14 protein-coding genes, 6 tRNA genes and 1 riboswitch are annotated in these 12925 nt (G+C 63.2%); of the genes, 15 read left to right on the forward strand and 5 right to left on the reverse strand.

All coding sequences use genetic code 11. From position 1 onward, the window contains the following. Positions 1–93 precede the first annotated feature (93 nt). The 5 genes from ACFUOZ_RS00995 to ACFUOZ_RS01015 form a co-directional block, all read right to left on the reverse strand. Positions 94–168 (reverse strand) — tRNA-Val (locus tag ACFUOZ_RS00995). A gap of 25 nt (positions 169–193) precedes the next feature. Continuing rightward, positions 194–266, reverse strand: a tRNA-Gly gene (locus tag ACFUOZ_RS01000). 57 nt (positions 267–323) lie between these two features. Further along, positions 324–395, reverse strand: a tRNA-Val gene (locus ACFUOZ_RS01005). Positions 396–433: 38 nt separating this feature from the next. Beyond that, positions 434–504, reverse strand: a tRNA-Cys gene (locus ACFUOZ_RS01010). A 46-nt stretch (positions 505–550) separates the two neighbouring features. Further along, positions 551–623 (reverse strand) — tRNA-Gly (locus ACFUOZ_RS01015). A 249-nt stretch (positions 624–872) separates the two neighbouring features. Between ACFUOZ_RS01015 and ACFUOZ_RS01020 the strand changes: the two genes are divergently transcribed. The 15 genes from ACFUOZ_RS01020 (at position 873) to hisF (ending at position 12867) form a co-directional block, all read left to right on the forward strand. Continuing rightward, positions 873–944 (forward strand) — tRNA-Val (locus ACFUOZ_RS01020). 303 nt (positions 945–1247) lie between these two features. Continuing rightward, positions 1248–2168, forward strand: coding sequence for a cytochrome (locus ACFUOZ_RS01025; protein WP_377543759.1), 921 nt, complete (start codon positions 1248–1250; stop codon positions 2166–2168). A 50-nt stretch (positions 2169–2218) separates the two neighbouring features. Beyond that, the gene (gene def / locus ACFUOZ_RS01030; protein WP_377543762.1) at positions 2219–2791 is read left to right on the forward strand and encodes a peptide deformylase; all 573 of its coding nucleotides are present in this window, start codon (positions 2219–2221) and stop codon (positions 2789–2791) included. Beyond that, positions 2788–3708 (forward strand): methionyl-tRNA formyltransferase, encoded by a 921-nt coding sequence (fmt, locus tag ACFUOZ_RS01035; protein ID WP_377543764.1) that lies wholly within the window; start codon positions 2788–2790, stop codon positions 3706–3708. Before def ends, fmt begins: the two co-directional genes overlap by 4 nt. Next, the gene (locus ACFUOZ_RS01040; RefSeq protein WP_377543766.1) at positions 3705–5285 is read left to right on the forward strand and encodes an RsmB/NOP family class I SAM-dependent RNA methyltransferase; all 1581 of its coding nucleotides are present in this window, start codon (positions 3705–3707) and stop codon (positions 5283–5285) included. Before fmt ends, ACFUOZ_RS01040 begins: the two co-directional genes overlap by 4 nt. A gap of 72 nt (positions 5286–5357) precedes the next feature. Beyond that, the gene (gene rpe, locus ACFUOZ_RS01045; RefSeq protein ID WP_377543768.1) at positions 5358–6029 is read left to right on the forward strand and encodes a ribulose-phosphate 3-epimerase; all 672 of its coding nucleotides are present in this window, start codon (positions 5358–5360) and stop codon (positions 6027–6029) included. A 77-nt stretch (positions 6030–6106) separates the two neighbouring features. Further along, positions 6107–6263: riboswitch (FMN riboswitch) on the forward strand. Between the two features lie 90 nt (positions 6264–6353). Continuing rightward, complete coding sequence (pnuC, locus tag ACFUOZ_RS01050) at positions 6354–7046, forward strand: nicotinamide riboside transporter PnuC (protein ID WP_377543770.1); 693 nt, start codon at positions 6354–6356, stop codon at positions 7044–7046. Then, positions 7043–8179 carry a bifunctional diaminohydroxyphosphoribosylaminopyrimidine deaminase/5-amino-6-(5-phosphoribosylamino)uracil reductase RibD gene (gene ribD / locus ACFUOZ_RS01055; RefSeq protein WP_377543772.1) on the forward strand — a complete coding sequence of 379 codons (1137 nt, stop codon included), beginning with the start codon at positions 7043–7045 and terminating at the stop codon, positions 8177–8179. The genes pnuC and ribD overlap by 4 nt, the downstream gene beginning before the upstream one ends. Continuing rightward, on the forward strand, positions 8179–8805 hold the full coding sequence (locus ACFUOZ_RS01060; RefSeq protein WP_377543774.1) for a riboflavin synthase: 627 nt from the start codon (positions 8179–8181) through the stop codon (positions 8803–8805). The genes ribD and ACFUOZ_RS01060 overlap by 1 nt, the downstream gene beginning before the upstream one ends. Further along, positions 8802–9485, forward strand: coding sequence for a 3,4-dihydroxy-2-butanone-4-phosphate synthase (gene ribB, locus ACFUOZ_RS01065; RefSeq protein ID WP_377543776.1), 684 nt, complete (start codon positions 8802–8804; stop codon positions 9483–9485). The genes ACFUOZ_RS01060 and ribB overlap by 4 nt, the downstream gene beginning before the upstream one ends. Positions 9486–9487: 2 nt before the next feature. Continuing rightward, on the forward strand, positions 9488–10195 hold the full coding sequence (gene ribA, locus ACFUOZ_RS01070) for a GTP cyclohydrolase II (protein ID WP_377543778.1): 708 nt from the start codon (positions 9488–9490) through the stop codon (positions 10193–10195). Between the two features lie 17 nt (positions 10196–10212). After that, the gene (gene ribH, locus ACFUOZ_RS01075; protein WP_377543780.1) at positions 10213–10698 is read left to right on the forward strand and encodes a 6,7-dimethyl-8-ribityllumazine synthase; all 486 of its coding nucleotides are present in this window, start codon (positions 10213–10215) and stop codon (positions 10696–10698) included. Positions 10699–10819: 121 nt separating this feature from the next. Then, a complete protein-coding gene (locus ACFUOZ_RS01080; RefSeq protein ID WP_018778638.1) occupies positions 10820–11083 on the forward strand; it encodes a phosphoribosyl-ATP diphosphatase in 264 nt (87 codons plus the stop codon). Positions 11084–11167: 84 nt separating this feature from the next. After that, positions 11168–12028 carry an ATP phosphoribosyltransferase gene (gene hisG, locus ACFUOZ_RS01085; RefSeq protein ID WP_144658590.1) on the forward strand — a complete coding sequence of 287 codons (861 nt, stop codon included), beginning with the start codon at positions 11168–11170 and terminating at the stop codon, positions 12026–12028. A gap of 62 nt (positions 12029–12090) precedes the next feature. Beyond that, positions 12091–12867 (forward strand): imidazole glycerol phosphate synthase subunit HisF, encoded by a 777-nt coding sequence (hisF, locus tag ACFUOZ_RS01090; protein WP_377543783.1) that lies wholly within the window; start codon positions 12091–12093, stop codon positions 12865–12867. Positions 12868–12925 lie beyond the last annotated feature (58 nt).

The following is a 12925-nucleotide window of genomic DNA, read 5'->3' on the forward strand; positions in this document are numbered from 1 at the left end:
TTGGCAAGGTGGTGCTCTACCAGCTGAGCTACGTCCGCACATGTTGCCTGCCGGATGGTTACGGCGTTCAACAACAAACAAGTTGCCTTGTTCTGGTGGGCGATACTGGGATCGAACCAGTGACCTCTTCCGTGTCAGGGAAGCGCGCTACCGCTGCGCCAATCGCCCGTTTCCGGGTCCTTGCAATAAGGAGAGCGGACGACGAGATTCGAACTCGCGACATCCACCTTGGCAAGGTGGTGCTCTACCAGCTGAGCTACGTCCGCACATGTTGCCTGCCGGATGGTTACGGCGTTCAACAACAAACAAGTTGCCTTGTTCTGTGGGCGATACTGGGATCGAACCAGTGACCTCTTCCGTGTCAGGGAAGCGCGCTACCGCTGCGCCAATCGCCCATGCATCCAGCTAAAGCTGGAAGGCATGGTTTTCACCGAGGTGGGTACGGGATTCGAACCCGTGTATACGGCTTTGCAGGCCGCTGCCTCGCCTCTCGGCCAACCCACCGTGTAAGCAGGATTCCGGGGAATTCTTGCCTTGACAGTGCCTTGCGAGCGGACGACGAGATTCGAACTCGCGACATCCACCTTGGCAAGGTGGTGCTCTACCAGCTGAGCTACGTCCGCAGTGCGGTTCCGACGGCCTGCCCGGCAGGCATTCCGTCGCTTTCCGACGAGTAAAAACTCTATAGGAGGTTCCTGCATTCTCCAAATCGGTTGCGTCCTTTTGGGTGCCGCGGCCCCTGGATCGTTGAATTTACGCGGATTCGGGGAAGTTTCATGGTTGTAATTCCAGCTGTGTAGTTCGTGGTTTTTCGGGACTTACCGTCCCGTTTTGCAATCCGGCCGGGGTCCGTTAGTGTTTTCTATGCACCCGGGCGATTGGCGCAGTGGTAGCGCGCTTCGTTCACACCGAAGAGGTCACTGGTTCGAACCCAGTATCGCCCACCGGGAACCCCGTTTGGACTGATTGGATCAGTCCAAACGGGGTTTTTTCATGCCGCATGGGTTTTATTCACGACCGGAGCCGCTTTTCCGTCACGAATCCCGGCCGGTAGGCACACCTCCTATGTGTACGGAGAAGAAGAATCAGAGCGGCCAGGCACATTGCCGGAACCGGAGTTGCCGTGGGGCGAACTTGCCCGCACGGCCCCGATACTTGCCGGCAAGCTGGCCCGGCTGGCGCCGGAGCAGCTCGAAATGATCTTTCCGCCGGAGAATTCTGTCGGCCCTGTATGACACAGTCTTTATATGACTGCTCCACTGCTTGCCCACGCTACTGACTACGGCCGGATGTACGCCCGCTCCACTACAGAGCAATTCTCGGTGCCCTCCATCACTACAGTGATCGGTCAGCAGGCGCATGCCTTGGACGGTTGGTTCAGCTACATGGGCGCCAGCAGTCTGGCCGCGGATCCGGAGCTTCCCGCGATTCTTGGAAGCCCCGCAAGAGTAAGGCAAGCCGTCAATAAGGCTTCCAAGGCAGCTGAGCTATACCGGGACGCGGCGGCTGCCCGCGGCGACCGTGTCCACACATATTGCGAGCAGGTTGCCTTGCGGGCCCTGGGGCGACCGCACCGCATGCAGGAATGCAGGGAAGAACTCGCCGCCAACGGTGAGCAGGCGTTCGCTGCACGCTTCGATGAATGGTGGGAGCTGTACCGGGTGGAGCCCCTGGCGCCGGAAATCACCGTCTGGAACAACACGGTGGGCTACGCGGGCACACTGGATCTCGTCGCAAGAATCAATGGCCGGATCTGCCTCATTGACTACAAAACGAAGGGCACCACGCGGGACGGAACGGTGAAGGCCCTCGACGACAAGGTGGTCATGCAGCTCACGGCCGGCATGAAGGCCGAGGAAAGCCTGGTGGATCCCGTCTCGGGTGAGTGGGAGCCGTGGAGGTATGGGGACAACCCCATGCTTCTGGCTGTTGCCATTGGAGAGACCGAGGTCAGGCCCATGCGCGCCAATCCTGAGATCCTCAAGCATCACTGGTGGAAGTTCTGCGCCCTTCGACGGGTGTGGGAAATGTCGGCGGACGTCACGGCAGCGGGACCAGCACTGTTACCTGTTGCCCCACCGGTATTCGCTGCCGCAGCTCCTGCCTCGATCAACGGAGGCGGCGCCATGGCCTCTGTCAACGCCATGGCCTCAACTAAACTGGCTTAGGCTCCGCAACACACGGACCTTGGTTTGACGATCGTGAGGACAGGCAACGCATGGCAATTTTGAGTATCCGAATCATCGGGGATCCGGTGCTGCGCACCGTAGCTGACCCTGTCACCGACTTCGGTCCGGAGCTCGCCAAGCTGGTCGCCGACATGACAGAAACCATGGAGGATGTGGACGGTGCAGGACTCGCCGCACCACAGGTGGGGGTCAGCCAGCGGGTCTTCACCTACCGCATTGGGGGGGTGGAGGGCCACATCATCAACCCCGTCCTGGAAAACAGCGAGGATTTCCAACCCGATGAAGTAGAGGGCTGCCTCTCCATTCCAGGCCTCGGATTCCCCGTGCGCCGCTACAGGGCCACCCGTGCAACCGGCGTCGATATGAATGGCAACCCTGTCTCCATCGAAGCCGAAGGCATGCTCGCCCGGTGCTTCCAGCATGAAACAGATCACCTCGACGGCGTGCTTTACACAGACAGGCTGGAGGGCGAGGACCGCAAGGCCGCACTGCGCGCCATCCGGAACGCCAACTACCATGCCATCACTGAGCAGACCACGTCCAAGCGTGCCAACACGGTGGGGTCCAGCTTCGGCGGCGGCAGCTTCGGAGTTCCCGAGTGAGGGTGCTCTTTGCCGGCACCCCCGCCGTAGCTGTTCCGTCATTGGACGCCTTGGTTGAGGCAGGTTTCGACGTCGTAGCCGTCCTGACCCGGCCGGACGCTCCGTTGGGACGCAAGCGCGTCATGACGCCTTCGCCGGCGGCGGCGCGGGCGGAGGAGTTGGGCATCGACATTATCCGTGCGGCCAAGGTGGACGCCGGCACCACGGCACGCATCGCCGAATACGCGCCCGAGGTGGCGGCCATCGTGGCTTACGGAGGAATAGTGCCCCGGGCAGCTTTGGATGTTCCCAAGCACGGTTGGGTCAACCTTCACTTTTCCCTGCTTCCGGCCTGGCGCGGGGCTGCACCTGTCCAACGCTCGCTCATGGCCGGCGACGACATCACAGGGGCCGCGACGTTCCAGCTGGAGGAAGGCCTGGACACCGGGCCCGTTTTCGGAACGCTCACTGAGGCAGTCCGCCCGGAAGACACCGCAGGGGACCTGCTGGAGCGGCTCTCCCTCAGCGGCGCGGTGCTCCTGAGCCAAACACTCTCCGCTATCGAGTCCGGGAAAGCATCGCCTCAACCGCAGGCAGGCGAAGTGTCGCTTGCGCCCAAACTCACCCTGGAGGACGGACGCTTGGACTGGCAAAAGCCCGCTCTCGCGCTAAACCGCCAGGCCAGGGGCGTTACTCCCGAGCCCGGTGCTTGGACCACCCTGGACGGACAGCGGGTCAAACTGGAGTCTGTGGCGCTGAGGCCGGAGGTCAAAGACCTGGCACCGGGCACCATCCGGGTGGATGGCAAATTTGTTTTGGTGGGAACAGGTTCCCATGCAGTTGAACTGGGCCGTATCCAGCCGGCCGGCAAGAAGATGATGTCGTCGGCCGATTGGGCCCGCGGCCTGGCAGCACCTGAGAGAGTGGTATTCGAATGAGTGAGTCCGGCCGCCGAGGCCCGAACAACAGCGGCAGCCGGGATGGCGGCGGGCAAGGCAACCGTGGGGAAGGTAACCGCGGGCAGGGAAACCGCGGTGCGCAGGGCGGAAGCCGCCGCAACGCCCAAGGCAGGGAGCGGAACCGGGGACCCCAGCGGGGCTTCACCAACAACGCTCCGTCGCAGCGCACCCGCCGGGCGGACCCCGCCCGTCTGGTCGCCTTCGAGGTTCTCCGCGCTGTTGCTTCCGAAGACGCCTACGCCAACCTGGTCCTTCCCGCACGGATCCGGGAGCACCGCCTTGATCGGCGCGATGCCGGGTTCGCCACCGAGTTGAGCTACGGGGCCCTCCGCGGCCAGGGCACCTACGACGCCATCCTGGCCCGCTGCGTGGACCGGCCCCTGAACCAGCTGGATCCTGCAATCCTCGATGCCCTCCGGATCGGCGCGCACCAGCTGTTGTCGATGCGTGTTCCTGCGCATGCTGCCTTGGACCAGACTGTTGGTTTGGCCAGGGCAGTGATCGGGGCCGGCCCGTCAGCCCTCATCAACGCTGTCCTCCGTAAGGTCACTGCCCACACCATGGACCAGTGGCTGGACATCCTGTTGGACCAGGAGACGGATGAGACCAAAATCGCCGCCCTGCGCCATGCCCACCCGGAATGGATTGTTCGCGCACTGCGACAATCACTGGTGAACCACGGGCGTCCCAAGAGCGAAATCGATGCCCTGCTTGAAGCCGACAATGCCGCCCCCGTCGTGAACCTTGTGGCGTTGCCTGGACTGGGCGACCTCGATGAGGCCTTGGATAACGGTGCGACCCCCGGTGAGCTGGTGGAAGGATCGGCGCTTTCGGCAGGCGGTGACCTTGGCCGCTTCGAATCGGTCCGGCGCGGCACCACCCGTGTCCAGGACGTCGGGTCCCAACTCGTCGCCCGCGCATTGGCCGGCGTCGAGTTGGGGGAACGTCCCTCCCAAGGCGAGAAGTGGCTGGACCTTTGTGCCGGTCCTGGCGGCAAGGCAGCGCTCCTGGCCGCCTTGGCTCACCGCGATGGCGCAACGCTCCTGGCCAACGAGCCTGCACCACACCGTGCCAAGCTGGTTCAGCAGGCCCTCTCGGCTGTCCCGGAAGAAACCTGGACCGTGCGGACAGGTGACGGACGCGAAGTGGGCAACGAGCACCGCGAATCGTTCGACCGTGTCCTCGTAGACGTTCCGTGCAGTGGCCTGGGCGCCCTGCGCAGGCGACCCGAGTCGCGCTGGCGGCGTTCGCCCAAGGACATCGGAGACCTCGGGCCACTCCAGCGTGAACTCCTGAATTCCGCGATCGACGCGGTCAAGCCTGGCGGCGTCGTGGCCTACGTGACGTGTTCACCCCACCCGGCGGAGACCACCGCAGTGGTCAGCGATGTGCTGGGCAAGCGCGCGGACCTCGAATTGCTCGACTCCGGACAGGCTCTTGACCATGTCAGCCTCACGGGCAACCTTGGCGCAGGCCACGAGCACACTGCCCAGCTGTGGCCGCACATCCACCAGACAGATGCGATGTTCATGGCCATCATCCGCAAGAAGCCGTAGTTGCACGTTTTGGCCGCAGCGGAAACCCCGCTGCGGTCACACCACGACCCAAACCGACCCGAAGGGGCTGCCTTGTCTCAGTGCTGTATCAACCCGAGCATCCTGTCTGCGGACTTCGTCAACCTTGAGGCAGAGTTGCAGCGCATCAGCAACGCCGATGCGGTCCATGTGGACGTCATGGACAACCACTTCGTGCCCAACCTGACTCTCGGATTGCCCGTGGTGCAGCGGATACAGGCGGTCAGCCCGGTTCCGCTGGACGCGCACTTGATGATTTCCGACGCCGACCGCTGGGCGCCTGCCTACGCAGACGCCGGCGTCGCGTCCGTGACGTTCCACGCCGAAGCGGCGATGGCACCGGTCAAGCTGGCCCGCGAACTGCGTGCACGGGGGTCCAAGGCTGGTATGGCCTTGCGGCCGGCCACGCCGGTGGAGCCGTACCTGGACATGCTCAGCGAACTGGACATGCTCTTGATCATGACCGTTGAACCCGGTTTCGGCGGGCAATCCTTCCTCGACATCACGTTGCCCAAGATCCGGCGGGCCCGGGCGGCAATTGAAGGCTCCGGCATTGGCGTGGCGATCCAGGTCGATGGGGGGATCACGGAGGAAACCATCGTCAGGGCTGCAGAAGCTGGCGCCAACGTCTTCGTAGCGGGCTCGGCGGTCTATGGCCACGAGGACCCCGCTGCAGCGATCGAGCGCCTGCGGGCTGCAGGACAAGCCGCCACAGCAACGGCCTGACGGGGCCCACCGGATGTTACGAAGATAGCCGGGAATACCCTGGCCATCTTCGTAGTTGTGGCACAATAACAACACACATACGTGCTCCGGGGTCGGTGTAAGTCCGAACCGGCGGTCATAGTCCGCGACCCGCGAGCCATTGGTGCCCTGAGTGATCAGGATTCCGGTGGCAGACGGTTGAACCGGTGGAATTCCGGTACCGACAGTTAAAGTCTGGATGGGAGAAGCACGTACAGTCATGCCGTGGGCGTTCCTTCAGCGAACGCCCGGCATTGCGCTGTCGTACACCCCCGGAGTCATCGCGGCTTACTGGGAAGGAACGGCATGGACTTTCTGCGATGGCTCTTCGAAGCACAGATCCCCGTTGGAGGATCTGCTCTTGTCTTACGCGAAGTGCTTGGAAACATCTTTGGGTTGCTCAGCGCCCTCGGCGGAATGCGCCGGAAAGTCTGGGCCTGGCCGGTCGGCATAGTCGGCAACATTCTCTTGCTTACCGTTTTCCTCGGCAACGTCTTTGGCGCCGCTGCACCGGCCACCCTGTGGGGGCAGGCCGGACGGCAAATCATGTTCATCGCTGTGGCAGTCTATGGCTGGTACCGGTGGCAGCAGGGCCGGCAAACCAACACTCAGGGCCGTGCGGTGATCCCCGGTTGGGCTTCCAACAAGGTGCGCCTGGCGTTGATCGGCGCAATGATCGCCGGAACCGCGGCCCTCACGCCCTTGTTTGACTCTTTGGGCTCTTATCCGCCGGTGTGGGCCGATGCCTGGACCTTCATGGGCTCGCTCCTGGCTACTTACGGCATGGCGCGAGGTTGGACCGAATTCTGGCTGATCTGGGTGGCCGTGGACATTGTCGGAGTGCCTTTGCTCTTCAGCGCCGGTTATTACGCCAGTGCTGTCATGTATCTCTTTTACGGATTCTTTACGTTGGCCGGGTTCTTTGTTTGGTGGCGTGCTGACAAGCGTGAGCGCGGCGCCGTTCAGGCTGTTCCCGTTGCCGCAGGAGCTATCCGATGACAGGGCACGACGCATTTGCTCCAGCCGAAAAGGCGGCCATGGATGCGGCGCTGGCGGCGGCTCTGGAGGGCCCCCGGGGGGCGAATCCGTTGGTCGGGGCCGTCATTCTCAGTCCTGAAGGCGAGCAGCTGGCCACGGGATACCATCGCGGTGCAGGGACTCCCCATGCGGAGGCCGACGCGATCTCCGAGGCCCGGCGCCAGGGAATCGACATCAAGGGCACCACCATGGTGGTCACCCTCGAGCCTTGCAACCATGTAGGCCGTACAGGTCCCTGTGCCCAGGCAATCATCGCGGCCGGTATCTCCAAGGTGATTTACGCCGTCGACGATCCCCACGATCCGGCCGCCGGCGGTGCCAAGACCCTGCGCGCAGCGGGCATTGAGGTCACTTCCGGGCTCAGCCAGGAAGATTCGCTTGACCTGAACCGGGAGTGGTTCGACGCCGTTGCCGCCAAGCGCCCTTTCGTCACCTTGCACATTGCCCAGACCCTGGACAGTCGGATTGCCGCGGTAGACGGCACCAGCCAATGGATCTCCAGCGCGGAGTCGCTGGACGACAACCACGGGTTGCGGCGGCTCATCGACGCGATCCTGGTAGGGACAGGAACGGTGCTCATCGACAACCCGCGATTGACGGCCCGCTCCCGTGACGGCGAACTTGCCCAGCGCCAGCCCATCAGGGCAGTCATGGGCCTGAGGGAGGTCCCGGAGGAAGCGGCCGTGCGCGGTACGGACGGACGCTTCCGGCATTTGCCAACCAGGTACCCTGCGGAGGCGCTGGGGATGCTTTTTGAGGAAGGTGTCCGCCATGTGATGGTCGAAGGGGGTTCGAGCATCCTGAGCACTTTCCTTGCTGCCGGCTTGGTGGACGAGCTGATCGTGTACCTGGCGCCGACCCTGCTCGGATCCGGCACACCGGCCTTGAATGATTTGGGTATCGGCACCCTCGCCGATGCCCAGCACTGGGCGTGGGACGAGGCCTCAGGAGGGTCCGTCCGCACGCTGGGCAATGACCTTCGGCTGCATCTTCGACCCACCGGACGCATTGCCAACCCCACCAAGAGTTCGATTCCGCAGACGGGCATGGTCTCACACAGTGGAGCTGCGGAATATGTCACAGGAGGACACTGATGTTTACTGGAATAGTTGCAGAACAAGGCACCGTCCTTGGGATTGAACACGACGGCGAGGCCAGCGCCACGCTGCGCTTGAAGGCACCAACTACCTCGGCAGACCTGCCTCTGGGTGGCTCCATCGCGGTGAACGGTGTATGCCTGACGGCCACCAGCATCGACGGCCAGGATTTCAGCGTGGACGTCATGGGTGAAACCCTGACCCGTACCACTATCGGGGCCCTGGCAGCTGGGGACACCGTGAACCTTGAGCGTTGTGTTCCCGCCGGTGGTCGCTTGGATGGCCACGTCGTCCAGGGCCACGTGGATGGCGTTGGTGAGCTGCTCGAACGCGAAGCGCTGGGCAACTGGGACCGACTGCGCTTCGGCGTACCGGCCCCGCTGGCACGCTACATCGCCGAGAAGGGATCGATCGCCGTCGACGGTGTTTCGCTGACCGTGACCGCCGTCAGCGCGGCGTCCGAAGCGGAACCGTGGTTCGAGGTCGGGCTCATTCCCACCACGCTGGAAGAGACCGGTCTGGGGGCGAAGGCCGTAGGCGGCCGCGTCAACCTGGAAGTGGATGTCCTGGCGAAATACACCGAGCGCCTTTTGTCGTTCGCCCCGCAGGGAGGCACCCGATGAGCGCGACCACCAAGCCGGAACCAACAGCGGCGCAGCGGCCTGGACTCGATTCCGTTGAGTCGGCCATCGCCGCCATGGCGGCTGGGAAGGCCGTCATTGTGGTGGACAACGAGGACAGGGAAAACGAAGGCGACATCATTTTTGCCGCTGAGCATGCCACGCCCGCCCTTATGGGTTGGACCATCCGGTATTCCTCCGGGGTCATCTGCGTCCCCCTGGAAGGTGAGCGGGCCGACGCCCTGATCCTGCCTCCCATGGTGGAAATAAACCAAGATGCTAAGGGTACTGCCTATACTGTTTCCTGTGACGCTGCGATAGGAGTCAGTACGGGTATTTCCGCCACGGACCGGGCCTTGACGGCACGGATCCTGGCAGATCCCGGCAGTACTCCGGCGTCACTCACCCGTCCTGGGCATATATTTCCGCTGCGGGCCGTTAAGGGGGGAGTACGAGAACGTCCGGGACACACGGAAGCTGCCGTGGACTTGTGTCGTCTGGCCGGGCTCGCCCCGGTGGGTGTGATCGCAGAGTTGGTACATGACGACGGTGAAATGATGCGCTTGGACAGCCTGCGCGGGTTTGCCGCCGAACATGGATGCCCCCTCATCTCCATCGAGGACCTGGTGTCATATGTTGAGGCGGTAGATTCCCAGGCGGCGCATCGGGTAGACGAGGAGTAGCGATGACCGCTTCGACAACACACAGCAGTGAGCACGCGGTCCCCGGGCCGCACCCGGTGAGCGGCGGACCGATCGTCCAGCTGCCAACGGCTTTTGGCGACTTCGTAGCGCAGGCCTGGACGGACCATGTCACGGGAGTTGAACACCTCGCTGTCAGCTCTCCGAACCCGCCCCGGGGTGGCCAGGCTCCATTGGTACGCCTGCACTCGGAATGCCTGACAGGCGATGTGTTTGGTTCCTACCGCTGCGATTGCGGTGAACAGCTTGCTTTCGCGCTGGAACTCATCCACAAGGAAGGCGGAACGCTTCTTTACCTGCGTGGGCAGGAAGGCCGCGGGATCGGGCTGGCCAACAAAATCAAGGCCTACGCCCTGCAGGAAGCCGGGTTCGATACCGTCGAGGCCAACGAGCAACTTGGCCTGCCCGTTGACGCGCGCTCTTACGATGCGGCCGGACAGATCCTCGCCGAGATGGGACTCCACGAAGTCCGTCTGTTGAGTAACAACCCCGACAAGCAGCACCGTCTGGACAAGGCAGGGGTGACTGTTGTCGAGATGGTTCCCACTGAGGTGCCATCACGGGAACAGAACCTCCGGTACCTTCAGACCAAGAAGGACCGGATGGACCACCGGCTGACTCTCGAGGTAGAGCAGGTCAGCAACGGCAAGAAAACGGCTTCACCCACGACCTTTGACAGCAACCAAGACTGAACGGATCCACAGCACACATGAGCGGACACGGCGCGCCCACCATCGACCTCACTACCCTCAATCCTGAGGAAACCTCGCAGCTTAGGCTCGCCATCGTGGCGGCAAGCTGGCACACCCAGATCATGGACGGCCTGGTTGACGGCGCCCTGCGCGCGGCCAAGGAAGCAGGCATAGTGGAACCTACGCTGTTGCGGGTTCCGGGCAGCTTCGAGCTTCCGGTTGCCGCTGCCAGGCTGGCGCCGCACTTTGACGCCGTCGTGGCCTTGGGCGTCGTCATCCGCGGCGGAACGCCGCACTTCGACTACGTTTGCCAGGCCGCGACGTCGGGACTTACGGATGTCAGTGTCCGCACCGGCGTGCCGGTGGGCTTCGGTGTACTGACCTGCGATACCGAACAACAGGGCCTTGACCGGGCCGGTCTGCCCGGTTCCCAGGAAGACAAGGGCCACGAGGCAGTCACGGCTGCCCTGGCTACCGCAGTGACGCTCAAGCACTTCAGCTAAGCGGGTACTGCTTCAACTAACCCTGTACGAAGGGGATGTGGGTGTGTGTTCACTCACATCCCCTTCGTCATGCAACGCCCCAACGAGCGGCGTCGGCCCAGGAGCAAGTAGTCTGGAGGGCGTGAAGAATTTCGAGACGCTGTTCGCAGAACTGAGTGAGAAAGCAGCGACCCGCCCGGCAGGCTCGCGCACGGTAGCCGAGCTGGACTCCGGAATCCACGGAATCGGCAAAAAGGTGGTCGAGGAGGCCGCTGAAGTCTGGATGGCCGCGGAGTATGAATCGGATGAGGCTGCTGCTGAGGAAATCTCCCAGCTCCTGTACCACCTGCAGGTCCTCATGCTTGCCAAGGGCCTCAGCCTGGAAGACGTTTACAAGCATCTCTAGCCACGCCACTCCGCATGCCCGCCGGCGGAGCCAGCCGCGTGGCCGATGTGCCTGAACCTCCATTCCAAACAGAAAGTCTCCCCGATGCTCCGTGTAGCAGTCCCCAACAAGGGATCCCTGTCCGAAGCCGCCTCAGCAATGCTCTCTGAGGCCGGATACCGCCAGCGCCGCGACTCCCGCGAACTGGTAATGGTTGATCCTGACAACGACATCGAGTTCTTCTTCCTCCGTCCGCGTGACATTGCTGTGTATGTAGGCCAGGGAACCCTGGATGTCGGCATCACCGGCAGGGACCTCCTGCTTGACGCCAAGGTCGAAGCCGAAGAGTTGCTTCCCCTTGGCTTTGCGCCTTCGACCTTCCGCTTCGCCGGCCCTGTTGGCGACTTCACCGGCGTCGAACAGCTTGAAGGCAAGCGCCTGGCCACAAGCTACGACGGTCTGCTTCGCGATTACCTGGCCGAGCGCGGCGTCAATGCCAAGGTGGTTCGCCTCGACGGCGCCGTCGAGTCCTCTGTCCGCCTCGGTGTTGCGGACGCCATCGCTGACGTGGTGGAAACCGGCAACACGCTCAAGGCCGCCGGCATGGAAATCTTCGGCGACCCCATCCTTAAGTCCGAAGCTGTGCTGATCCGGCGTTCGGGCTCCGGTGGCGCGGCAAACGGGACGGCCAAGGAGATTGACATCCTCATCCGCCGCCTTCAGGGCGTTCTGGTGGCACGGCAGTACGTGCTGATGGACTACGACATCCGCAAGGACCTTGTGGAAGACGCCGCAGCGCTGACCCCCGGTCTTGAGTCGCCTACGGTGTCTCCGCTGCGCGATTCCGAATGGGTCGCAGTGCGTTCCATGGTTCCCAAGAAGGAAACCAACCGCATTATGGATGAACTGTACGACCTTGGCGCCCGCGCCATCCTGGTCAGCAGCATCCACGCCTGCCGGATCTGACGCCTGCCGCATCTGACCCGCGCACTGATCGAGTAGAGCCAGCAGAAACTGAGGAGCAGCACATGGCTGTAGCCGTACGCGTCATTCCATGCCTGGATGTGGACGCCGGCCGCGTCGTCAAGGGCGTCAACTTTGAAGGCCTTCGCGACGCCGGGGACCCCGTGGAACTTGCCCACCGCTACGACAATGGCGGGGCCGATGAACTGACGTTCCTGGACGTCACGGCGTCCTCAGGCAACCGCGAAACCACGTTCGACGTCGTTCGCCGCACCGCAGAGGAAGTGTTCATTCCCCTCACGGTTGGCGGAGGCGTCCGTGGCGTAGCCGAGGTGGACAAACTCCTGCGCTTTGGTGCAGACAAGGCCTCCATCAACACGGCCGCTGTTGCCAGGCCTGACGTTATTGACGAGATCACCCGGCACTTCGGCTCCCAGGTTCTGGTGCTCTCCGTCGATGCGCGCCGTACCCGGGAAGGTGACGTCCCGACGTCGTCCGGTTTTGAAGTCACGACGCACGGCGGCCGCACCGGTACCGGAATCGACGCCATTGCCTGGGCCAAGGAAGCCGCAGACAGGGGAGTCGGGGAGATCCTGCTGAACTCCATCGACGCCGATGGCACCAAGGATGGCTTCGACCTTGAACTCATCCGCCTGGTCCGTGCAGCGGTCAACATCCCGATCATCGCCTCCGGCGGAGCGGGAGCGCCTGAGCACTTCCCGCCGGCCGTCCAGGCAGGTGCCGACGCCGTGCTTGCCGCGTCGGTGTTCCACTTTGGTCCGGACGACATGATTTCGCAGGTCAAGAGCGCCATCCGCGAGGCGGGCTTCGAAGTCCGCTGATTCCCGCCGTAAACGTCCAACGCGGAGTCACCTATGGCCCATAATCCCCTCCGGGATG

The sequence above is a fragment of the Paenarthrobacter sp. NPDC057355 genome, assembly GCF_042667405.1.
GTDB lineage: Bacteria > Actinomycetota > Actinomycetes > Actinomycetales > Micrococcaceae > Arthrobacter.

What these genes read in the sequence shown, in the direction of transcription:
- ribD (WP_377543772.1), top strand. Translation starts at nt 7,043, where the DNA reads ATGACAGGGCACGACGCATTTGCTCCAGCCGAAAAGGCGGCCATGGAT.
- ACFUOZ_RS01040 (WP_377543766.1), top strand. Translation starts at nt 3,705, where the DNA reads ATGAGTGAGTCCGGCCGCCGAGGCCCGAACAACAGCGGCAGCCGGGAT.
- def (WP_377543762.1), top strand. Translation starts at nt 2,219, where the DNA reads ATGGCAATTTTGAGTATCCGAATCATCGGGGATCCGGTGCTGCGCACC.
- pnuC (WP_377543770.1), top strand. Translation starts at nt 6,354, where the DNA reads ATGGACTTTCTGCGATGGCTCTTCGAAGCACAGATCCCCGTTGGAGGA.
- hisG (WP_144658590.1), top strand. Translation starts at nt 11,168, where the DNA reads ATGCTCCGTGTAGCAGTCCCCAACAAGGGATCCCTGTCCGAAGCCGCC.
- ribH (WP_377543780.1), top strand. Translation starts at nt 10,213, where the DNA reads ATGAGCGGACACGGCGCGCCCACCATCGACCTCACTACCCTCAATCCT.
- ACFUOZ_RS01025 (WP_377543759.1), top strand. Translation starts at nt 1,248, where the DNA reads ATGACTGCTCCACTGCTTGCCCACGCTACTGACTACGGCCGGATGTAC.
- ribB (WP_377543776.1), top strand. Translation starts at nt 8,802, where the DNA reads ATGAGCGCGACCACCAAGCCGGAACCAACAGCGGCGCAGCGGCCTGGA.
- ribA (WP_377543778.1), top strand. Translation starts at nt 9,488, where the DNA reads ATGACCGCTTCGACAACACACAGCAGTGAGCACGCGGTCCCCGGGCCG.
- hisF (WP_377543783.1), top strand. Translation starts at nt 12,091, where the DNA reads ATGGCTGTAGCCGTACGCGTCATTCCATGCCTGGATGTGGACGCCGGC.
- ACFUOZ_RS01060 (WP_377543774.1), top strand. Translation starts at nt 8,179, where the DNA reads ATGTTTACTGGAATAGTTGCAGAACAAGGCACCGTCCTTGGGATTGAA.